This is a genomic window from Rhizobium sp. ZW T2_16, assembly GCF_044987325.1.
Classification (GTDB): Bacteria; Pseudomonadota; Alphaproteobacteria; order Rhizobiales; family Rhizobiaceae; genus Neorhizobium; species Neorhizobium cellulosilyticum.
Genome location: NZ_JBJDRG010000009.1, coordinates 1 through 21,467, shown reverse-complemented (window position 1 = coordinate 21,467; position 21,467 = coordinate 1). Strand labels below are relative to the sequence as shown.

General features: G+C 56.8%; 18 protein-coding genes and 1 pseudogene. 13 read left to right on the top strand and 6 right to left on the bottom strand.

Features of this window, described 5'->3' with window-relative positions; translation table 11 throughout:
• Window positions 1-38: 38 nt before the first annotated feature.
• From ACI3K0_RS19960 to ACI3K0_RS19950, 3 genes are all read right to left on the bottom strand, one after another.
• Complete coding sequence (locus ACI3K0_RS19960; RefSeq protein WP_183686796.1) at window positions 39-2,780, bottom strand: decarboxylase; 2,742 nt, start codon at window positions 2,778-2,780, stop codon at window positions 39-41.
• 151 nt (window positions 2,781-2,931) lie between these two features.
• Entirely contained in the window at window positions 2,932-4,623 is a 1,692-nt protein-coding gene (gene aspT / locus ACI3K0_RS19955) for an aspartate-alanine antiporter (protein WP_148144264.1), read from the bottom strand.
• 226 nt (window positions 4,624-4,849) lie between these two features.
• Entirely contained in the window at window positions 4,850-5,146 is a 297-nt protein-coding gene (locus tag ACI3K0_RS19950; RefSeq protein ID WP_404946064.1) for a hypothetical protein, read from the bottom strand.
• Between the two features lie 450 nt (window positions 5,147-5,596).
• On the opposite strand from ACI3K0_RS19950, the gene ppk2 reads away from it, so the two are divergent.
• Together ppk2 and ACI3K0_RS19940 are read left to right on the top strand one after the other, a co-directional pair.
• Entirely contained in the window at window positions 5,597-6,433 is an 837-nt protein-coding gene (ppk2, locus tag ACI3K0_RS19945) for a polyphosphate kinase 2 (protein ID WP_148144266.1), read from the top strand.
• Window positions 6,434-6,462: 29 nt separating this feature from the next.
• The gene (locus tag ACI3K0_RS19940) at window positions 6,463-7,623 is read left to right on the top strand and encodes an AI-2E family transporter (protein ID WP_148144267.1); all 1,161 of its coding nucleotides are present in this window, start codon (window positions 6,463-6,465) and stop codon (window positions 7,621-7,623) included.
• A 22-nt stretch (window positions 7,624-7,645) separates the two neighbouring features.
• Here the strand turns inward: ACI3K0_RS19940 and ACI3K0_RS19935 are convergent, their stop codons facing one another.
• The 3 genes from ACI3K0_RS19935 to ACI3K0_RS19925 form a co-directional block, all read right to left on the bottom strand.
• Window positions 7,646-7,894 carry a hypothetical protein gene (locus ACI3K0_RS19935; protein WP_148144268.1) on the bottom strand — a complete coding sequence of 83 codons (249 nt, stop codon included), beginning with the start codon at window positions 7,892-7,894 and terminating at the stop codon, window positions 7,646-7,648.
• A gap of 233 nt (window positions 7,895-8,127) precedes the next feature.
• Window positions 8,128-9,063, bottom strand: coding sequence for a DUF2950 domain-containing protein (locus tag ACI3K0_RS19930; protein ID WP_206827691.1), 936 nt, complete (start codon window positions 9,061-9,063; stop codon window positions 8,128-8,130).
• Between the two features lie 29 nt (window positions 9,064-9,092).
• Window positions 9,093-10,490, bottom strand: coding sequence for a DUF3300 domain-containing protein (locus tag ACI3K0_RS19925; protein ID WP_206827692.1), 1,398 nt, complete (start codon window positions 10,488-10,490; stop codon window positions 9,093-9,095).
• 600 nt (window positions 10,491-11,090) lie between these two features.
• On the opposite strand from ACI3K0_RS19925, the gene ACI3K0_RS19920 reads away from it, so the two are divergent.
• From ACI3K0_RS19920 to ACI3K0_RS19870, 11 genes and pseudogenes are all read left to right on the top strand, one after another.
• Window positions 11,091-11,531 (top strand): hypothetical protein, encoded by a 441-nt coding sequence (locus ACI3K0_RS19920; protein ID WP_404946063.1) that lies wholly within the window; start codon window positions 11,091-11,093, stop codon window positions 11,529-11,531.
• Window positions 11,532-11,533: 2 nt separating this feature from the next.
• Window positions 11,534-12,760: an HlyD family secretion protein gene (locus tag ACI3K0_RS19915; protein WP_148144271.1), complete on the top strand. Its 1,227-nt coding sequence runs from the start codon at window positions 11,534-11,536 to the stop codon at window positions 12,758-12,760.
• A gap of 253 nt (window positions 12,761-13,013) precedes the next feature.
• The gene (locus tag ACI3K0_RS19910; protein WP_206827694.1) at window positions 13,014-14,765 is read left to right on the top strand and encodes a hypothetical protein; all 1,752 of its coding nucleotides are present in this window, start codon (window positions 13,014-13,016) and stop codon (window positions 14,763-14,765) included.
• A 121-nt stretch (window positions 14,766-14,886) separates the two neighbouring features.
• Window positions 14,887-16,104 (top strand): alpha/beta hydrolase, encoded by a 1,218-nt coding sequence (locus ACI3K0_RS19905; RefSeq protein ID WP_206827695.1) that lies wholly within the window; start codon window positions 14,887-14,889, stop codon window positions 16,102-16,104.
• A gap of 159 nt (window positions 16,105-16,263) precedes the next feature.
• Window positions 16,264-16,686, top strand: coding sequence for a cysteine rich repeat-containing protein (locus tag ACI3K0_RS19900; protein WP_183827895.1), 423 nt, complete (start codon window positions 16,264-16,266; stop codon window positions 16,684-16,686).
• A 49-nt stretch (window positions 16,687-16,735) separates the two neighbouring features.
• A complete protein-coding gene (locus ACI3K0_RS19895) occupies window positions 16,736-17,284 on the top strand; it encodes an OmpA family protein (RefSeq protein WP_404946129.1) in 549 nt (182 codons plus the stop codon).
• Window positions 17,285-17,438: 154 nt separating this feature from the next.
• Window positions 17,439-19,064: a bifunctional aspartate transaminase/aspartate 4-decarboxylase gene (locus ACI3K0_RS19890; RefSeq protein WP_206827701.1), complete on the top strand. Its 1,626-nt coding sequence runs from the start codon at window positions 17,439-17,441 to the stop codon at window positions 19,062-19,064.
• Between the two features lie 112 nt (window positions 19,065-19,176).
• On the top strand, window positions 19,177-19,524 hold the full coding sequence (locus tag ACI3K0_RS19885) for a hypothetical protein (protein ID WP_210303846.1): 348 nt from the start codon (window positions 19,177-19,179) through the stop codon (window positions 19,522-19,524).
• Window positions 19,525-19,758: 234 nt separating this feature from the next.
• Complete coding sequence (locus ACI3K0_RS19880; protein WP_206827703.1) at window positions 19,759-19,992, top strand: hypothetical protein; 234 nt, start codon at window positions 19,759-19,761, stop codon at window positions 19,990-19,992.
• Between the two features lie 650 nt (window positions 19,993-20,642).
• A pseudogene (locus tag ACI3K0_RS19875) lies at window positions 20,643-21,173 on the top strand (transposase); the annotation flags it as partial.
• 107 nt (window positions 21,174-21,280) lie between these two features.
• A partial coding sequence (locus tag ACI3K0_RS19870) for a transposase (RefSeq protein WP_029869893.1) occupies window positions 21,281-21,467 on the top strand: 187 nt, incomplete at its 3' end.

Here is a 21,467-nt window from a genome sequence, read left to right as displayed (position 1 = left end):
GGGCCAGAATGCCCGACGCCGAAGATCCGGTACCATTCTCAATGCGATCGCTTCTCGTCCTTGCTCTTTCGTGGTCGTTCAGCCACCGCGATCGCGTCTGAACGGATAAGCTTCAGCCCCCTCGCCTTTTCGAAGCCGTGGATTTCCTTCACATCCAGTTTACGCATGAAGTCGATCGTCTCCTGCGTCAGGACCTGGCCCGGAACCATGATCGGAAAGCCGGGCGGATAGGGAATGACGAAATTGGCAGAGACCATTTCCGGCCCGTCTTTGAGACGCTTGTCGCATTCGGTACCGAACAGTGGCACATATTCGCATACCGACGCATCATAGGCCTTGAAGAACGCCGTCCGGATATCGCCCTCCGGCGTGTCGCGGCCTGCATCGTGACGAAACGCCTCATGGAAGTGGCTGAAGTTGGGTAGATCCGGTACGTCCGTCATGAGCGATTTCACGCGCGCAGCAAAGGCAGTGCGCTCGCCTTCCCCGCCATCGGAGAGGCGCTCCTCGATGGACTGGCATATCTCAACCAAAACCCTGATCAGATGCGCGACATCGCTGCGGGTGTTGTTGATGTTGGATTGCAGCAGCACGCTGTTGCGGGACGTCTTGTTGAGCTGGATGCCGTATTTCTCGGCCAGCAGGCCCTTGAATTGCGTGCCGTCGAAGCCGGCCGTGCCGCAAACAAGCGTGATACGCGTCGGGTCGAGATAGAACTCGTCTTCGTGCATTGCCTTGACGGCATCCGCCCAGGTGGTGCCGTCGCGGATGTATCCCTCAAACCCCGACTGACGATAGGATTTGGGGATCATATCATCGGCGTCGAGCGCCCTGAAATATTTCGAGATCAGCCTGTGCTCGTTGACGCTACGCCGGATCTTGAGTGCAATCTCGATCGCGTTCATCACCAGCCCGTAGCCTTCCAGCTCCATCTGCCGGCGAGCAACGTCAAGGCTTGCGATCAGTTGCTGATTGGGGCTCGTCGATGCGTGGGTAAACACGGCCTCGCGGAATTGTGCCGCGACGGTATGGAAGTCGACGTCCTTGACGAGAAGCATCGACCCCTGCCGAATAGCCGACATCGACTTGTGGGTCGAATTCGTCTGGTAGACACGCAACCGGACAAGACGCGGATCGGGAATGAGCTGCGCCGCAAGCAGGGCATCATCGCCTGGGTTTTCGCCTAGTTGCGCTTTCTGCGCCTCGAATGCTTTCAAAGACGCCGGATCACGCAGCCAGTCTTCGATTTCCTCCGCGGCACCCATCGCTGTTCTTGGGCGCAGGAAGGGCGAGAAGCGGGCGAAACCCGACCAGGCTTCGTCCCACAGGAAAATCAGATCCGGCTTGATCGCAAGGCATTCCTCCATCACCCGCCGCACATTGTACATATGGCCATCGAACGTGCAGTTGGTCAAATCCAGAAGCTTAAGCCGATCGAGCCGTCCCTCGGCCTTCAAGGTCAGCAGCGCGCGCTTGATCGTTGCAAGCGGCACGGCCCCGTACATCGAATATTCCGTCATAGGAAAGGCTTCGACATAATAGGGCTGCGCGCCCGACAGAACCATTCCGTAATGATGCGACTTGTGGCAGTTGCGGTCGACGACGGCGATATCGCCCGGAGCCAACAGCGCCTGCACGGCCATCTTGTTGGAGGTTGACGTGCCGTTAGTGACGAAGAAGACGTGGTCAGCGCCAAACGCCCTTGCCGCCATTTCCTGAGATCGTTTGATATTGCCCGTTGGCTCCAGAAGGCTATCCAGTCCGCCAGTCGTCGCACTGCTTTCGGCCAGAAACAGGTTCAGGCCGTAGAATTCGCCGAAATCGCGGATCCAGTCCGACTTGAAGACCGACTTTCCTCTGGCGATCGGTAAAGCATGAAATGTGCCGATCGGCCGGCGGGCGTATTTCTTGAGGTTGTCGAAGAATGGCGTCTCGTAGCGTGCATAAACACCTTCCAACACGGCAAGGTGCAATTCGAGCATCTCTTCGACCGCGTAAAAGACGCGTCGCACGCCCTTCGCGTTGGGGTCGCCCGCGATCTTCTCCACCTCGCGATCGGAAAGCAGATAGACGTCGAGTTCCGGGCGAAGCCTCCGCAGGGCACTGGAGAGACGAAGGGCAGAAGCGTCTGCACTCTCCACCTCGCCGAGCGGATCAAGTACGGAACGCAGGATCGGCGCATCGTGACGCGAGCGATAGGGAAAACCTTCCGCGAGAACGACTGCAACGATGTTGGGGTTGAGGATCGTCGCGCAGATGGCATCTTCAAAGGAGCCAACCATCACCGGCTCGTAGATGAAGGCATCCTCGCGCCGCCGCAACCGGCGTATTTCACGTGCAAAGGCCGGCCATCTGGCAGCCGGCTGACTGTTGACGAACAGGACCTCGAAATAGGGACGCCGTTCACTGGCATCATTCGTCGAGGGCGGCAGGATGTCGGGAACCTCAGACGCCGACATTTCGTCGTGAACGTCCCATTCCGCTGACCGGCTGCGATATGCATCTGTGAGCAGGCCGTTGGAGATCCGCCGGGCCAATCGTGCAGCACCGCCGGCATCATTCGCCGCGATACTTTCCCGCAGCGCTGCAAGAAGCTGTGGCCCCGGATAGGCGTGATATTCCTCCACGGCCTCCAGGGCGCTCAAGATTGCTTCCAGCTTCAACCTGTCACCCTGCTGTTTCGCCCAGGCATCGGCCATTGTCGTCAGTTCGCGCCATTTGTCTGCACGCGCCGAATGGAGGAGGAGGAACTGGTCGATCTGTACGTTTCGATTTGACATTTCACGCTCCCGTTGTTTCCCGATTATGGTTGGCGGCACTGGTCGAACCGTGCCGCACTTCCCGCCGCCCGCGATGAAAGAAACTGCAGATGCAAAGACTTGCGCATCGCCGAGGGTGACGAACTTCTTCACCCTCGACCTGCTGTCTGCTTCAGGCCAGAAGCAGAACCAGAACCATGCCCCAGATGGTCAGCAACGTGTTTCCGACGGCATAAGTCACCGTGTAGCCCAAGCCCGGAATTTGGCTTTTTGCCCGGTCGTTGATCATTCCGAGGGAGGCCGTCGTCGTGCGCGCGCCGGAGCAGCATCCCAGCAGGATTGCGGGATGAAACCGGAAAACGTATTTGCCGACATACATCGCAAGGATCAGCGGGAGCGTCGTTACCATCACACCCCAGAGGAACAGGCTGAACCCGAGTTGCTGCAGACCGGCGACGAAGCCAGGTCCCGACGAAATACCGACCACGGCGATAAAAACGTTGAGACCCACGGAATTCATGAACCAGACGGTAGGCGAAGGTATGCGCCCGAATGTCGGACGGACAGATCGAAGCCATCCGAAGAAAAGGCCAGAAATCAATGCCCCGCCGGATGTCGAAAGCGTCAAGGGTACGCTGCCAACCTTGTAGGTCATCGCCCCGATCAAAGCGCCGATTGCGATAGCGGCGCCGATGAAAGCCACGTCGGCAATGTCCGTCTGTGCGTCCGGCCGTCCAAGAGCCTTTGTTGCCGCAGCGGTATCCTGTGTGCGCCCGACAATCGTCAGAATATCGCCGCGCTGCACCTGCGTGTTCGGCAGGATAGGAATTTCGGTTGCAGTTGCACCGCGAACAATCTTGCGCAGAAAGACGCCGCGGGCGAGCGGCATGGATGCAAGCTCGGCAAGCGTCTTGCCGTCCACCGCCTTGTTGGTGACGAAGACATCGACACCGCCGGCCGGGACTGCGAGCAGTTCCTGGTCGTTTATCTCCTCCGCCACACTGCCGATGAGATCGACGAGGATTTCCCGTCGACCTGCCACGGCGAGAATGTCGCCGGCGGCGATTACGGTATCGACGGTTGCGTCCTGCACCTTTCCATCGCGCCTGATGCGTTCGATGAATACGCGTTCGGACGGAAGCATACGTTCTGCCTCGAGTACGGTCAGGCCCGCGGCTCGTCCCCCCTCCTTCACCCGGTAGGCGCGCAGCTCGTAATGATGCCATGCAGTCCCTGCACCACCCAGAGCCTTCTTGCCGCCATGCTCGAGTTCGTAACGCTTGCATTCCGCTTCCAGATCTATGCCCAGCAGGGATGGCCCGATCAGCGCAAGAACAATGGCGGAGCCCACCGTCCCGAAAATATAGGTGACAGCATAGGCGACAGGCATTGCATCCAGCATCGCCTTGCTCTGTTCAGGCGGAAGGCCAAGACGGTTGATGGCATCCGTCGCCAGCCCCATCGAGGCCGAAATCGTCTGGGAACCTGCATAGAGCCCGGCGGCGGAGCCTATGTCATAACCGGCGATGAGTGCGCCGAAATAGGCAGCCCCCAGGCAGAAGAGGCAGACCACGGCCGCAAAGACTGCCTGCGGAATTCCGTCCTTCGCGATCCCTCTCACGAACTGGGGGCCAACCCCATACCCGATCGCGAAAAGGAACATCAGGAAGAATGTCGACTTCAATGGCGGGGAAATGGTGATGCCGAGCTGGCCGATAAGAACCGCGGCAATCAGCGTTGCAGTGACGGCACCCAGACCCAGCCCTTTATAGGTGAATGAGCCGAAGTAATAGCCAAGGCCCAGCGACAGGAAGATTGCAATTTCAGGATAGGTGCGGAGCGTGTTTACGAACCAGTCAACCATCGGTCCCTCTCTCGGTTGATCACAGGGGCATGGGAGGTCGTTTCCCTCTGAATGCACCCGGACGGCTCTCCTTTGCTCCAAACCGCTTGTGGGTGGAGCGCCGAGTTCAGGGTCGCTCACCGGAGAGTGTTCGCGAAGTAGAATACGGTATTATACCGCGGCGGCTGACACTGGTTACAAGCGCGCACCCCGAGCCAGAGAGCCTGTCCGCAAATCGTGCATGCGGCTAGTGACGCGGCGGCCGCAACAGGATGACATTGGCTCGTGAGAGGGCCTGTTCGATTTCCTTGGCAAGGCTGTCGATAAGCTCTTCATACTCGAGCCGCCTTGCATCTCTGATAACGGCAGGCAGATGCCGACATTCGTTCAGAGCGGTTTTGACATCCGCAAGGTCCTCGCAAAGAACCCTGAACTCTTCATCGAGTTCGAACAGGTTATCTATCTGTCTCAGCAAATCCGGAAATCGTTCGCGAGCTGCGGCAAGTCCGCGCGAATGTGGTGCCTTATCTGAGCTGGATCCCATCACACCCCCACGAAGGCTTCGATTGCGACAGATTGATTATCGTAGCGCGGTTCGGGAAAGCGTGACGTATTATACTCGAAATTACCAAGCCTCCGACGGGAGACCTCTCCTCGGCCGCCTGACCTGTCCGACAGCCATCGCGTCATTGCATCGCCGGATCCGATGCGATCGAAGGCATGCGATCGTCGAACTCACGACCGTTAGCTCGCCGCGACACGCCGTAACACAGAGATTACGGGAAGTTACGAGCCACGCGAAACGGGCCGCACTAGATTAACCGAAGGCTCGCAATCGACGCGACAGCATACCGCTATTTTTTGGCCGTGTTGTTCATTTCTTCCTGAGGCCCACTCTCAACACCGTCAATGGTTTTGCCGTCTGGACTGCGTTTTCCGATCACGGCTCGGCCTCATCATGGCCCGGCATATTCAGGCAGTACAGGAGGCTAGGATGAACCAGTTGCATGACGCGGATCACGAGATCGGAAAAAAGGAAAAGAAGTCGTGGAACTACGACAAGGAGCTCAAGAGGCTCCAGGTGGAACTTGCTCACCTTCAGGCATGGGTCAAGGATTCTGGCATGCGGGTCGTCATCATATTCGAAGGACGCGATGCGGCCGGCAAAGGCGGCGTCATCAAACGTATCCTTGAGAAGGTCAGCCCCAGAGTGTTTCGGGTTGTCGCGCTTCCGGCTCCGACAGAGCGTGAGAAGTCTCAGATCTATATGCAACGCTATATTGCGCATCTTCCTGCCGCCGGTGAGATCGTGATCTTCGACCGCAGCTGGTATAATCGGCCCGGCGTTGACAGGATCATGGGCTTTTGCAGCGAGAAGAAGGCGCGCCGTTTCCTGGAGCTCGCACCACGTTTCGAAGCCGCAATCGTCGAAAGCGGCGTTCTGCTCCTGAAGTATTTTCTCATCGTCAGCGAGGAAGAGCAGGAACGCCGTTTCAAGAAGCGTATCGAAGATCCGCTGCGGCAGTGGAAACTGAGCCCGATGGATGTCGAATCCTACCGGCGCTGGTGGGACTACACTCAGGCCTATGACGAAATGCTACGCATGACCGACACCGAGCACGCGCCTTGGTGGATAGTCCCCTCAGACGACAAGAAGCGTGCCCGCGTGAACTGCATCGCCCACATTCTCTCATCCATTCCCTATGAGAGAATAGCGTTCAAGATCCCTGATCTCGGCAAACGCCAGAAGCGGCCGAACGACTATATCGAAGATCAAAGTCCTCGACATATCGTGCCTGACATCAGCCGATCAGCACGCCACGGTAATTGAGCCCGTTCGTCAGCCAGCGAGGCCAGATCATGAACGCCGCTGCCCCAGCCGATAAGCAGGAGCCGCATCCCGTCGCGGCAAGCCATATATCGATCGAGGCGCGCGTAAGCGATATCGTCCGGATCGGGGTCATTGCGGCCTTCACCTATTGGTCGGCGCAACTGATCGCGCCCTTCGCCCTGATCGTTATATGGGCGGCAATAATGACAGTGGCGCTCTATCCGTTGTTCAACCTTTTGACCAAGCTCCTCGGGGGAAGGCAGTTCCTGTCAGCATCCACTCTCGTCGCCGCATGTCTTATCGTGATCATCAGCCCTCTGGCGCTCGCTGCGGTGAACTTTGTCGATACCCTGCAGACATTTTTTTCGGATGCCGTCGGCTTCCACATACCGAGGGCGCCAGAGCGACTGAATGAGGTTCCGATCGTCGGAACAAAACTCTACTCTGCCTGGAATGAGGCTGCCACCAACGTGGCCGCAGCGATACTGTCGTTCAAGCAGCCGTTGCGTGAGGCGGGTGGGGTCATTCTGGGCAGGGTTCTATCAATCGGCGGTGGGATCCTCAGCTTCATCGTTTCGGTAATTCTGTGTGGTGTTTTCCTGACCATGGCGCCTCGCCTCGCCTCGGGCATTCAGATCTTGGCAAGCCGCATCGCTGGCGAAAGAGGTGTAGGATTCGCGAAACTGGCGGGCACGACGGTTAGGAACGTTTCGCGCGGCGTGATTGGCGTCGCACTGCTCCAGGCCATCTTATGCGGATTGATCTTCATGGCCTTTGGTGTGCCGGTGCGAGGGGCTTTAACCTACGGCGTATTCATTTTGTGCCTGATACAGATTGGGCCAGCCCTCATCCTGTTACCGCTCCTTGTCTGGATTTGGTTTTCTTGGCCGTTCAACGTCTCCGCTCTGTTCACGGCAATTATCGTGCCGGTCATGCTGGTGGACAATATTTTGAAACCTATATTGATTTCCAGAGGACTTTCGACGCCCATGCCCGTCATTCTGGTCGGGGTTATTGGCGGCACGCTGACCCACGGGCTCGTGGGACTTTTCATCGGTCCGATCGTTTTGGGCGTATTTTATGATTTGATCGTCGCTTGGGCATGGCCGCAACCGCCCGTTTCACAACCATCCACCTCTATCATAAAATCAGCCGATGAGATCGGGTCGGAAAATCTACCCGGAAGCTGAAATCAACACGCACCCAACATGCTCAACTCATCTCAGAGCAATAGCGAGAAACTTCGCGTTCGATTTCACGGCAGAGGTCTTCGTATTCATGAACGCGTTTCACGTCAGTTGGCCGCTCCAATCGTAGACGATCTAGCGCGATTGTCGCGAGGTCGTAGGATTCGAAAAGATCGGCAATCGTGTCGCTGACATGGCTGCGGAGCTGATCTCGCAGTGCAGGCAATTTCAACATGAGTTTGTTGCGCCCGCTGCGGGCATTGGAAGACTGCATCCCGATTGCCTTGGTTCAACCTCTCCGACAAAATTCGACGAGGCGCCAGATAGTTCCAGTGTCGCAATCAAAAGCCTGAAAGTATCTCAGCAACCCGCTTCGGGCCGGGCAACGCATGGAGCACGATAGCGGTAAGTCTCTCTCGGAAGCTACCCATTGCGCAGAACGCGGCAGCGCGTGATCCCGCGCTGTCGCTTTTGTTTTAAGTCTTACGGAACCGCATCCACCAGAGGCTAGTCCATCGTGATATCCCAATCGTCACCCGGATTGAACAACCGGATTTGCGACGCACGTTCTTGCGTTTCGTCTCCCAGGTCCTTCTCGTATACGACCCCAGAGTAGTTGACGATGAAGGTTTGGACGCCCGTGACGCCATAGGTAACCGGCCAGGCGATCAGTGCAAAACCGTTCGTCATGTTACCATTCACGATATAGCTGTACTCGCCGCCTAGCACATTCGGTCCCTGCCCCGTCAGAATACGGTATCGGTAACCGTAATACCCTTCACCCTGCTTGGCCTTGCTGAAGGCCGCAGATTCGAGCATCGGCCCTGCCGGGCTTTCCTCTTCATCGTCGTTGGCTTGCCAATATAGTCCATCGCGTTTGCCGGGCGAGCTGATCAGCCGTTGAGCGAACTCGACAATCTGATCCCCGTCTTCGTCTATCCGGGCATATTCGTATTGGGCGTCGACATAATCACGCATGGTATCGATCGTGACGAGTTCATTCTCGCCAATCCGTCGGTTAACGATCTCTTCCAGCCCTATCTCCGTGTCGAACGACCATTGCCCGTTGGCCTGCTTGGAGAGCGGAAATGGCAAAGGCCACAGGATATCTCCGACGGCAACGACCTTGAATCCCCTCACGTCCTGAAGGCGCAACTGTCTCGCTGCCCCCTCGCGGATCAGATCGAGGCTCGTCATGGCCTCGCTGCTGTCACGTAGCTTGCTGGCATTGAGCCCAAGCAGCTTTGCCAAGCCGTCGACATCCTGCGCCTTCAGCACCTTGCCGAATTCGTCCATCGCGGCTGAGGGCTCCACGAAGGATGGTGGTATCTCGCCTTTGAATTCCTGAAGGTTTGTCTTCTGCGCGGCCTCTGACGGTGTCGCGATGGCTACTGCAGCGGCCATGACAGTCAGTCCAACCAATAAACTAATCTTCTGCCTCATGATCTGTCTCCAAACACTGTTAGGAACGTTTATCTGCGGCCACCACCGCCGCCGCGGCCGCCGCGACCGCCACCGTGATGCATGGGGCGTCCGCCGCCACGGGGTGCCGCGCGCGGGGCGCCACGCTGTCCGCCGCCCATGCTGTGTCCTCCACGCTGAGAGGCGACGGATTCCCGCCGTCCCGACTGGACATTGCCGAGCGCATTCGGTTGCCGCGCGCGATTGTCGGGCCGGGCGGCCATTTTAGGCTTATTCGCCTGCTTGGCCTTCGGAGCGGACTGCGAACTGCGACGCGGTTCTGCGGCCGGCCGACTGGCCGCTTGGTTGCTACGGTTTGCTGCGGGCCGATTTTCGGCAGCCCTGTTGGTTGCGGGTCTGGTTCCCTGTTTCAGCCCCTCAGCAGTCTTCCGGCGAACGTCGTCGGGGCGGGACAGGTTTTGCCTGTTTGCAATTCCGTCGCTAGCCTTGCGATCACGGACCTGATTTTTGAGGGAATTACGATTGTCCGAAACCAGACCGGATTTTATCGCGGAGCGATCGAAATTTGCGAACTGGTCCTTGCCGATATTCAGCTTGCTGCGATCTACCTTGCTCCAATCAACGTCGTTCCATTTCAGTTTGCCGTTGAAATTCCGGTCGTTGAAGCAGTTATTGCAGTCGATATCGACATCGCCGCCGTTCCATCTTCCGCCCCAGACGCCCCAGTCGTCCCAGTTGACGATGGCTGCCCAGGCGATGCCTGTGACCGCCCCAGCGAAAAATGCGGCGCCGGGATAGTAGTAGTTGTCGTAATAACTATCGGAATAATAAACCGGCTGGGCGGCATAGCCCGGCTCATAGAGCATCTGCGGCGGATATTGTGGGATATAGACCTTTTCCGGATCCGTGGGGCGAATGATGACGTTTTCATTTTCGACGACGACGGTGATCTTTTCATCCGTCTTGATCAAGTCCTTGGCCATTGCTTCGTCTCGAAGCTGCTGGATGGCCACAAGCACGTCCTTTTGCTGATAGGTCAGCGCATTTCCAAGTGCTTGTGTCCAGGCAAGATCATCGCTCATCATCTTGACGACGTCGGGGTAGTTGAGAAGCGAGATAACGCTTCCATCCCACCCTTCATTCGGCTTCAAGTCCTTGTTCTTCTGCTTGGCCTGCAGGAACCGATCAGCCTCGACGATCTGCAACGGGAGGAGTGAAGCGGCGGAAATCGCAGCAACCAGTTCGTCCGGATAGAGTGCTATCCGCGCCACCAGAATTTCGAGCTGGTCCTCCGACAACAAGGGGGGTTGCGCAGGCGCCTGAACGGATGTCGCGGCCGGATTAGGCTGGGGCACCGGCGCCTGGGAAAAGGCAGGCGGGCCGGGATATGACGAGACAAGTGTCAGCGCGGACAGCCCGGCGACCAACGTGAAGCTTTTCGATTTCATCACTCGTCAACCTCATCCTGTTTAATGAAAGATCTTGTGGGCTGGAGAGGTCGCGTTCGCGTCACAAAGTATGGGACACAGAGGATAAATCTCTATGTCTCGACGCAGTTCGGCAGCAACGGACGTTGCGGCAGCCCAGGGCACATATAAACCGCCAAATCGGCGCTGGGGCGTAGTTTACGCGATCCTACTTTTCGCCCTTGACGCGTCCTGCAGGACGAAAAACGGCTGAGGCGGCAAGATACCCTCAGGCGTTCAAGTGCATCTGTTGAGGCCGCAGTGTCCTTATCGGCCTCGCGATGTTGTTCGGTTATCCGCAACGAAACCGATACGGATCCACCAGTCAGTCAATTCTCCTACTTCCCCTAACAGCGGCGGGGAAAATGCCGGAAAACCAGAAGCGAATCCGCCGTAAATTACACGATGTTACGAGCGTGAAACCCCACTAGGCGCGTATCGTCGTTATGAACCCCAAGGTCGCTTGTGCAGACGCCTATTCGCGGGAGTCCTACGGCTGGTCGACGTCGCGAGAGACGGCAGATCAAGCACCTTCGGCAGGTCCCGTTTTGATTATGACTTATTCTGCTAAAGGAAATCGCAATGGCGCAAGACATTCATCCGGCGGCGATCGATCACCTGCCAGCGTTCATTACCGAGCCAGGCCAGGCTGATTACCTCTTCGTCGCCGTTGTCGTCTTCCTGATCGTGGCCATTCTGGTCATCGGCAACCTCTACTTCCAGCTTCACGCCGTGCCTGAACGACTGGCACATCGCACCAGCAAGGTGCAGATGGAGGTTGTCGCGGTTCTCGCCCTGATTTCGCTTTTCACGCACAATCATCTCTTCTGGATCGCTGGCCTGCTGCTCGCCTTCATCCAGATCCCGGACTTTTCCACGCCGCTTTACTCAATCGCGGAATCGCTCGGAAAGCTTTCCGGTCGCGATGTCCGCATGGAGCTTGACGACAGACCCGAGGAGGAAATTACGCCACCTCCGGACGACGCCAATTTGAAAAACAAACCTGGTAGCGAGGGAGTTTGACAATGCTGGAACTGATGCTCTGCTCCCTCCTGACAATTTTCCCGGACTACCTTTATCGGCGCTTTGGGCAGAATAAGCTCATCGGTCGCGAAATTACGCTCTACACCATGTGGTATGAACTTCGCTGGGGTATCTCGGCTTGCCTGTTGCTCACCATCTCGCTGATCACGCTGATCTTTTATTTCCATCCCTCGACCAAAAGCGTAACCGCTGTTTTTCGCACAGTGACCATTCTGCCCGAAACGGTCGGCCGTGTTGACGAGATCTATGTCGGGATCAACGAAAAGGTTACCGCTGGAGCACCTCTTTTCCGGCTGGATGATTCAAAACAGAAAGCCGAAGTCGAAACTGCTCGACGACAAGTCGCGGAGATCGATGCCCAAGCGCATGTGGCGCAAACGGAACTGGCGACGGCAGATTCACAGATACAGGAGGCGCAGGGCTCCTTACAGGTTGCTGTCGACGAATACGAAATGAAGGTCCAACTACTGGCAAAGGATGCCGTTGCGCGGCGGGAAGTTCAGCGGCTTGCGAATACCATTGAGGCCCGAAAGGGAACTCTCGGCGCCGCGATGGCAAAGAAGCAAACTCTCATCACGCAGATCAACGTCCTTTTGCCGGCGCAAAAGCAAAGCGCCGAAGCATCTCTAGCCCAGGCACAGGTGGAACTGGACAAGACAGTTGTCTACGCCGGCGTTACCGGAACCATACAGCAGTTTACCCTCCGCGTCGGAGACGTGGTCAACACGATGCTGCGTCCGGCGGGCATTCTCGTGCCGGCCGAGGCAGGACGGGGTAATCTTGTCGCGGGTTTCGGGCAGATCGAAGCGCAAGTCATGAAGAAGGGTATGATCGCAGAGGCGACCTGCATCGGCAAGCCTTTCACCATTATCCCTCTCGTCGTGACCGAGGTCCAGGACGTGATCGCCGCCGGACAGCTGCGCCCGACCGACCAACTTCTTGACGTCCAACAACTGAGCAAGCCCGGAACACTGACGGTTTTCCTGCAGCCTCTTTACGAAGGCGGCCTGGACAATATTCCACCCGGCAGCAGTTGCATCGCAAATGCCTATACCAATAATCACGAGGCTCTCGCGGACGAGAATATCGGCGTGGTGCAATGGTTTTTCCTGCATGCAATCGATGCAGTCGGTCTTGTGCATGCAATGATCCTGCGCATGCAGGCTCTTTTCCTCCCGGTGCAGACATTGGTTCTGACAGGCCACTGAACTGCAATTGATCAATATAGGTCCGCCCCGTAGATGACGGCCGGAAGATTCAAGGCGCCTGCTGCCTGCAGCTTGGCGCCTTTGTCGAACGAAAGAGCAGATGGACAGCAGTTCCAGGTCGTCGCGCTGACATCCCCAATCGCGGTCCATGGCGGCAGTGCGACAACTGACATATTGTCATCTATTTAAGGTTGTGCTTATGTAGAAGCGTCGCGAGTAGAAAGCTGTACTTTCAAAGTACGAGGGGGGAGCGATGGAAAATACAAGACCCACTGAGGCGATTTTTATTGAGCCCTGCGCGGAAGAAATAAACACACAGCTTGAACGAATACTTTCCAGCGAGCGAGTAAATCTACCGGAACGCGCACGCAAATTTCTCCGCTTCGTTGTCTCTGAAACGCTTTCGGGACGTTCGATATATCTCAAAGCATATACGATCGCGGATGTGGTCTTCGGAAGGCGCAATTTCGATGCGCAAAGCGATCCTGCAGTTCGGATAGAAGCTGGCCGCATTCGCCGTGAACTGGAGCGCTACTATCTCATGGCGGGACCGCGAGAGCCGGTCATCATCACGATCCCGAAAGGCGGATATGTTCCGACATTCGAGAGGGGAGGAGGTTTTATCGAAGAAAACCCGGATGGTCCGCTCGCAGTTACGCCAAGCAGCGTAACTATTCCGGCCCCGCACCCCTTGGTGGATCTTCCGTCGTCCGACGGCCGACTGATAGTGAGCCGCCTCTTCATCGCGGGACTGACCGCAGGTGCGGTGCTAGCCGGGCTCACTTTCTTCCTCCACGATTTGCGTAACCCGCTCGTGACTAATGGTGACGGCCGCGCGACCATTGCCGTCGATCTATTCGATTATCCTGCCGACGACAGGGACCTGTCGAAGATGTCGCGGGGCACCATCGATGAACTCATTACCAAGCTCGTGAAATTCAAAGAGATCGTGGTGATCGACGCAGCTGCAGAAAAAGGGAAACCTTCGAATGCGAGATATCTGCTTGAGGGTAACCTGCGAAAACACGAGGACAAAATTCGATCCAGCGTACGATTGGTTCGCCAGTCGGACAATGCTGTCATCTGGGCAAGCAACTATGACACGGATCTCAGCATCCAGAGCGTGCTGGAGGCGGAAACTGCAGTCGCCGAAAAGATTGCAACGGCCGTAGCGCAACCATTCGGCGTCATTTTTTCGTCCGATGTGGCGGCGACCGGAGGCTGGGAGGCTTATGACTGTACCCTTTCGTACTACAGTTATCGCAGGATCATGACAAAAGCCGCCCTGGCGACATCACAACAGTGCCTAACAGCCCTGATACAGAAATACCCGGAAGATGCCACGTCGCTCGCGATGCTGTCGCTGACCAATCTTGACCAGGTACGCTTCGCCTACAAACTCGGACTCGTTGCGCCAAAAGATGCGCTAGAAAGGGCCTCTGAACTCGCCAACCGTGCGTTCGCCATCGATTCGCAAAATGCTCGTGTGCTACAGGCACTCATGCTGTCCTATTTCTTCAGCAACGATATCCCTGCCGCCCTGGAAGCGGGCGCAGCATCCTATGCCCTGAACCCAAACGACACGGAGGTCGTCGGCGAGTATGGCTTGCGGTTGTCCATGAGTGGGAAATGGGACACCGGCTGCGATCTTGTCAGCAAGGCGGTCAGTCATGGTGCCGGCCCAGCGGGATATTACGAAGCGGGGATGGCGCTTTGTGCGTTCATGAGGGGAGACCTTCAGGCCGCGGAGCTCTGGTCGCGGATGTCAGACCTGACCTATAACCCCATGCATCGAATGGTACTGGCCTCGATACTTGGCGCCTCGGGAAAGACGATACAGGCCCGCCAGGAGTTGGATTGGCTGAATGCGAATGCGCAGAACTTGATGCCAAACATAAAACGGGAAGTGACGGCACGACTCCCCAGGCCCGAAGATCAGGAAAAGGTTTTCGCTGGTTTGCGGGCAGCCGGATTGGCACTCACAGCGAACCCGACCTCCAACTGATCTCACTCATCTCTGCATCAGCCAGGTCGACGACAGTAGATGATACGCGATGCTACAGGGCACCTTCGAACCTGCATGGTAGCTTCCTCACTCAGTATCAGGGTATTTCGCTGGGATACACATGCAGAAATATGGCACGGCAGCCCTGATCGTTCTTCTGACGAGTTGTGGGCATCCGAAAGGAGTAATGGCACCGGTTCCGACACCGATCGGCGGCACAAAAGTCGCCGGCAAGGTCGATATGCTTGTCGCGACGACACGCCAACCCTCCGGATCGACAGCAACACTGTTCGAAGGCGAACGTGGCTCGAAACCGCATTTGACCGAGATTACCGTCTCAATTCCCAATGGCCGTGAGCAGGGCAGTGTCCAGTGGCCAAAGAAATTGCCTCCCGACCCCAGGACGGACTTTGCCGTTACGAATGTCAGGCAGATGGAGACAGTTGCCGAGGGCCGCGCCTGGTTCAGGCAACAGGCGAACGGCAGCCATGCCCTTGTTTTCATCCATGGCTTCAACAACACCTATGGCGATGCCGTCTTTCGCCTCGCCCAGATCGTCCACGACAGCAACATGCAGGCGACCCCCATATTGTTTACCTGGCCGTCACGCGCGGAAATCACTGGCTATCTATACGACAAGGAAAGCACAAATTACTCCCGTTCAGGCTTGGAACAGGCGCTGCGGACGCTTGCCGGCGATCCCAGTGTGAAGGACATAACCGTGCTGGCGCATTCGATGGGCTCATGGCTCGCGATGGAAGCGCTGCGGCAGATGGGAATTAGAGACGGCCGGGTTGATCCGAAAATCAAGAACGTGATCCTTGCCTCACCCGATATCGATATTCAGGTATTCGCAAAGCAATATGTAGAAATGGGTGAACCGCGGCCGCGCTTCACGATCTTCATGTCGAGCGACGACAAGGCACTTGCAGCCTCCAGCTTCATAACCGGACGCGTGTCCCGACTGGGAGCAATCAATCCAGCCGAAGAGCCCTATCGCTCACGGCTAGAAAAAGGGGGCATCACCGCAATCGACCTCACGAAAGTGGAGACGAAAGACGGGCTCAACCACGGAAAATTCGCCGAGAGCCCCGAGATCGTGCAGCTGATAGGGCAACGCCTTATCATGGGACAAACCCTGACTGATTCCAATGTCACGCTCGGTCAGGGTATCACCGCAGTTGTCGGCGGAACGGTGACGAATATCGGTACCGTTGCCGCAAGCGCCGTGGCCGCACCGGCGACGATCGTCGAGCGGCCGTTGTCAGCCAAGACAAAACGGCCGCCCGCGGAAACGACACTCGACGAAGACCTCAAGCCTCAGCAGCTCGTTCGATAGGAACGGGATGGCCGTATAGGCTCATCGAGGCCATGCCCGCTACCTCGACCGCCAGGGATAGCCGGCATGACACGTCTACTACCGTAAAATACGTCCCCGAACGGCTCTCGTCGTGCCACGCTTCAAATGCGTTGATCACCGACAGAAAGAGAGCGCGAGATGCTGAACAGACGAATGCTCATCGTCACCATCGTGGCTGGTGCGGCCGGTTTTGGCATGCCCGCTGCGGCGCAGACGCTCAGCTATGCCGAAGCAACCACCAGGCTGGCCGACACCTGCGGAGGCGACATTCAAAAGCTCTGCAAAGGCCTCAATCTCGGCAACGGGCGGATCCTGGAGTGCCTGCAACAGAATGCCGCCAAGGTCTCGGCAGGCTGCAAAGGTTCCTTTGCTCAGGTTTTCCAATCCATCAGCAAGCGCGAAGAGGCCCAGTCCTCCTACGAACAGACATGCAAGCGAGACATGAATGCGCGATGCGCCGGCGTCAAAGGCGACGGCTTCGTTCTTGCCTGCCTGGTCAAGAAGGAAAAGCGTGTCAGCCCGGAATGCTACCAGGTGATCACTGACGCAGGTTGGAGATGATGCCATGCAGCCTATGAATTCCAGAGCCGCACTTCTGCTGCTTTCCATAATGGCCTTGCCCATGGCGGTGCCGGAGCCAGCTTTCGCTCAGGAAGTTTCCCAGGAGCGGATCGTCAAGGGCCTCGGCAAGCTTACCGCCGCAGCCCCGGCAATCGATATCGAGATCCTGCGCCAGGAAGCAGTCAATGGCGGCGACAAGCCAATGTCCGCGCTCCCCAACTGGGGACGTTTAGCAAAGCTTCCGCAGATGGTGGTCGAGATCAATTTCGAAAACGATTCAGTTGCTATCCAGCCAACATCCTACCGAACGCTTGGAATGATCGCGGATGCGCTGCATCATCCGAACCTCTGGGACTACAATTTCCTCGTCGTAGGCAACGCAAGCGCCACAGGCAGCGACGCACATAATCTCGATCTCAGTGGCCGACGCGCCGATGCGATCAAGGAGGTCCTCGCGACCACGTTTGCAGTCAATCCGTCGCGGCTTTACGCCGTCGGTGTCGGAGAGCATCTGCCGATCGAGGGGAGTAAGAAAGACGCATCCGTAAACCGCCGGGTCCAGCTCATCAATCTCGGCGTGTTCAAGCGCAGATCCTAGCGATCGCCGGCGCTCGTTTTCGTAAGGCCGGGTTCGCCCGACCGCATATCCGCGCATATGCCGTGGCTTCGGAGATGATCATTTCCATCCGGAACCGCTCAACAGATCCACGAACTGAAACGTCCCACCCGTTCGGGTTGGCGAGGAGGATATTATGGGTGACGCAAGCATTTATGCGAAATTCGAAGAACTGAGCCCGTTCGAGATCAAGGATGAATTGATCAGACTTGCGCAGGTCGACAAGGCCGGAAAGGCCTACCTCAATGCCGGGCGAGGAAATCCCAACTGGATCGCCACCCGAGCACGCGAGGCATTTTTTCTTCTCGGCCAATTCGCCCTCACGGAATCCAAGCGCACCTTTTTCGATGCTGAAGCCGGGGTGGCCGGCATGCCACCAACCAGCGGCTGCTACGATCGTCTCAAGACGTGGACTTCAAGGCGCAAGTCAGATCCCGAGACACCGGGAGCCGATACGCTGCAAGCTGCCGTCGATTTTGCAATCATGAAATTCGGGTTCGATCCCGACAAGTTCGTCAACGAACTGACGGACTCGATTATCGGCGATCACTACCCGGTACCGGACCGGTCGTTAGTGCACAATGAGGCCATAACCCATGAATATCTGATGTGGGCGATGTGTGCAGGTCACCGCCCGACGGCAAAGTTCGATCTCTACCCGGTCGAGGGCGGCACGGCGGCTATGTGCTATATCTTCAAGGCACTGAAGAATGCTCGCCTGCTCAATCCCGGCGATACGATCGCGCTCGTAACGCCGATCTTCACCCCTTATCTCGAAATGCCGCATCTCGAAGATTACGCCCTCAAACAGATCCATATTTCGGCGGAAGCGGAAGATCGTTTCCAGCTGACAGACGACGATCTGCGACCGCTGGAAGACAAGACTGTCAAGGCGCTGTTCATCGTCAATCCGGGCAATCCTTCCGCCGTCGCCATCGATCCAGACTCCATGGGAAGGCTGGTCTCCTTCGTGCGCACCAAGAGGCCCGACCTGATGATCCTGACGGACGATGTCTACGGGACCTTTGTGCCTAATTTCGAGTCCGTCATGGGACATCTCCCCTACAACACGATCGGCGTCTATTCCTTCTCCAAATATTTCGGCTGCACCGGCTGGCGGCTCGGCGTCGTCGCCGTCGCCCAAGACAATATTTTCGACAAGACAATCCGGGTGATGCCGGAAGCGACGCAGAAGCTCATGGACGCCCGCTACAAGGCGCTCACGCCGAAGCCGCGCGACATCAAGTTCATCGACCGAGTTGTAGCCGACAGCCGCGATGTTGCGCTGAACCACACTGCCGGCCTGTCCTTGCCACAACAGGTCATGATGTCATTGTTCGGTCTTGTGGAGATGATGGACGAGAACAAACTCTATCAAAAAGCGTGTATGGCGATATGTGAAAAGCGCTTCCAAATGCTTATGGATGGCATGGGCATCGAGTTTGCCGCCCGCCCCTATTTCGACCGCTATTACGGTGTCATCGACTACGAATACTGGGCGCGAAAATATGTCGGCGATGAAGTCACGGACTGGGTCAAGCAGAACGTGCACCCGCTCGACATTGCGTTCAAGCTTGCCGAGGATCACGGTATCGTTGTTCTGAACGGCTCTGGCTTCGAGGCGCCGAACTGGTCTGTACGCGTGTCTTTCGCCAACCTACCGGACGAATCCTATTCAGCCATCGGGCGCGGCATCCGCTCCGTCGCGCGCGGCTATCTTCAGGCCTATCGTGCCGCCAAAGGACAGACAGCTCAGCCGTAAGTGTCCATTGGGCCGGACAGTGTTGGCCCGCATATTTCTCGCCCGCCCGCAATGGAGAGGCAAGACAACCACGCAGATAAATTGCCCCCGTCAATCTTGTGAGGATAAGACAATGCGATATCACCATACACAGGCGCGTTTTTCCTCCCTCAGGAACTCCATTCTTGCGGCTGCGACCATCTCGCTCGTGCATTGCCCGGCAGCCAACGCACAGGGACCGCTTGACGACTTTCCGCTCGTCATAACCTGCCAAAATAAGGACACCTATCATGTGTTCTATCTATCAAGGATAGCTAAAGACGGAACGGCAACCTTTACGGCCTCCGATCGACTGGCTGGAACGATCACAGTGACCGGGCAGGCAAAGGCGGTTGGTGACGCACTCTCAGGTGGCAGTTGCGCAGGAAAAAGCCTGGAAGATTTGCGGGCGTCTGGACAGGCACGCGATGCCAAACGCTGATTGGCGCTGAAGCGGTGATCACACCACGTGGCCGCAGTAGGCTGGCCTCATGACGAAGTGAGAGGACTGGACCCGATCTAGTGTTCGCCCGTCGGAACTTTCCCATTAAAAGCCCCCTCTTCACCTCGCAGCCAGAGTAAATTGCGTAAGATCCGGTAAAATCTATCGCAGAAGCCACCACCATGGTGCTTCCTGATTTGAGCTTAATCAGAACGCCATGGGAAGGAGCAACCAATGAAGAAGCGGATATCGGTTCTTAATCTTGCGATAGCCCTGTCACTTTTGATCCTGGCGCAACCATCTGCCAACGCGCAAGAGATGACACGGAAAGAACATCGGAGAATGAATTGGGCAGAAAATCTGCCTGAATCCGTCAGTAAGTTTCATGGTAAACGCTTCACCGTTTTGTATTACCACACGCAGCATGAAACAGGGCACCATCCCAAGCCTGGAACAAAAAAGAAATAGAAGCTATCGATCTGGTGTGCGAGGGAACAAATGGCTTGCAGCAGAGCTGAGGGCAAGAAATATCAGACCAGATGATATTCAATGGGTTGAGAGAACTATGAATGGCAGCCTGATATTCTACATCAAATGACTCTTGCTTAGGGTTATTCCCAGAATTCACTACTGGGCAATCCGCCTGACAAAAGTCATATGGAGGCGGCATGAAACAAGGCTTGGGCGCCAAAGTGGCTGAGGTTCTTTTTCGAGGCCTACATGAATGACGGCGAGGCCACTGGCGAGCGCTCCGTGATCGAGCGGATCGCTAAAAGCATCGGTCTGAGCCCCGAAGAAATCGCCGTTGCACTCTCATCCCCAACATCGACGCCAATATTGAAGCGAATCTGAAGACCGCCCCGGAGATCGGCGTAACCGGGGTGCCGCTCTTCGTGATCGACGGCAAGGTGGCGCCCTCGGGAGCGCGACCGCGGGAGGTGTTCAACAAGGCTCTTGAGCGGGGTTTTGCTTCAGGATTGAGCGGATGGAGGGCGATCAGGCGATCATTTGCGACGCCGACGGTTGCAGAATACTGGAGGCCTGATGGCGGCTTTGGGCCGAGGCTGTGTGAAAACCCGGTCCTGATGTAGAATCATCTTCGTCGATCGGAGGTGGCAATGTCAGGCTATATCGAAGGCATAAGTCGTGATCAGGTTACGCTGTTTCCGGACCGCCTCGATGATTGGATCGACGACGATCACCCCGCTCGAGTGATAGAGGCGTTCGTTGACGCGATGGATTTGGCGGGCGCAGGTTTCGGCCACATGTCGCCTGCGCAAACCGGACGTCCCAGCTATCACCCTTCGGTGTTGCTGAAGCTTTTCATCTATGGCTACCTGAACCGCATCCCTTCAAGTCGGAGGCTGGAACGTGAAGCGGGGCGTAATGTTGAGGTGATGTGGTTGACCGGGCGGCTGGTGCCTGATCACAAAACCATAGCCGACTTCTGGAAGGACAACGGCTCGGCAATTCGTAAGGCCTGCGCCAGATTTGTCGAGTTATGCCGCCAGATCGGTGTGTTGAGCGGCGGCAATGTCGCGATCGATGGAAGCAAGTTCAAAGCCGTCAACAACCGGGATCGCAACTTCACCTCCAGCAAGATCGAATTGCGGATCAGCCACCTTGAAGCAAGCGCGTCGCGGTATTTGGAGGAAATGGGGATCGTGTCCCATGGAGTGGTGTAGCTGGATTTCATAGCCATCGGTGATTTCCGGTAGGGTCGGGTTGCTTAGAGCCAACCTGAGGGACACCACCGATGACCGACGACATGATGAACCTGCGCTCACTCGTTGAGAAGAGCGCCGACGCCGATTTGCTGCGCGAGATGATCGGCTTTGCTGCCGAGAAGCTGATGGCGCTGGAGGTCGGCACGAAGACCGGTGCGGGCTATGGCGAGAAGAATGGCTTCCGACTGGCCCAGCGTAACGGCTATCGCGACCGGG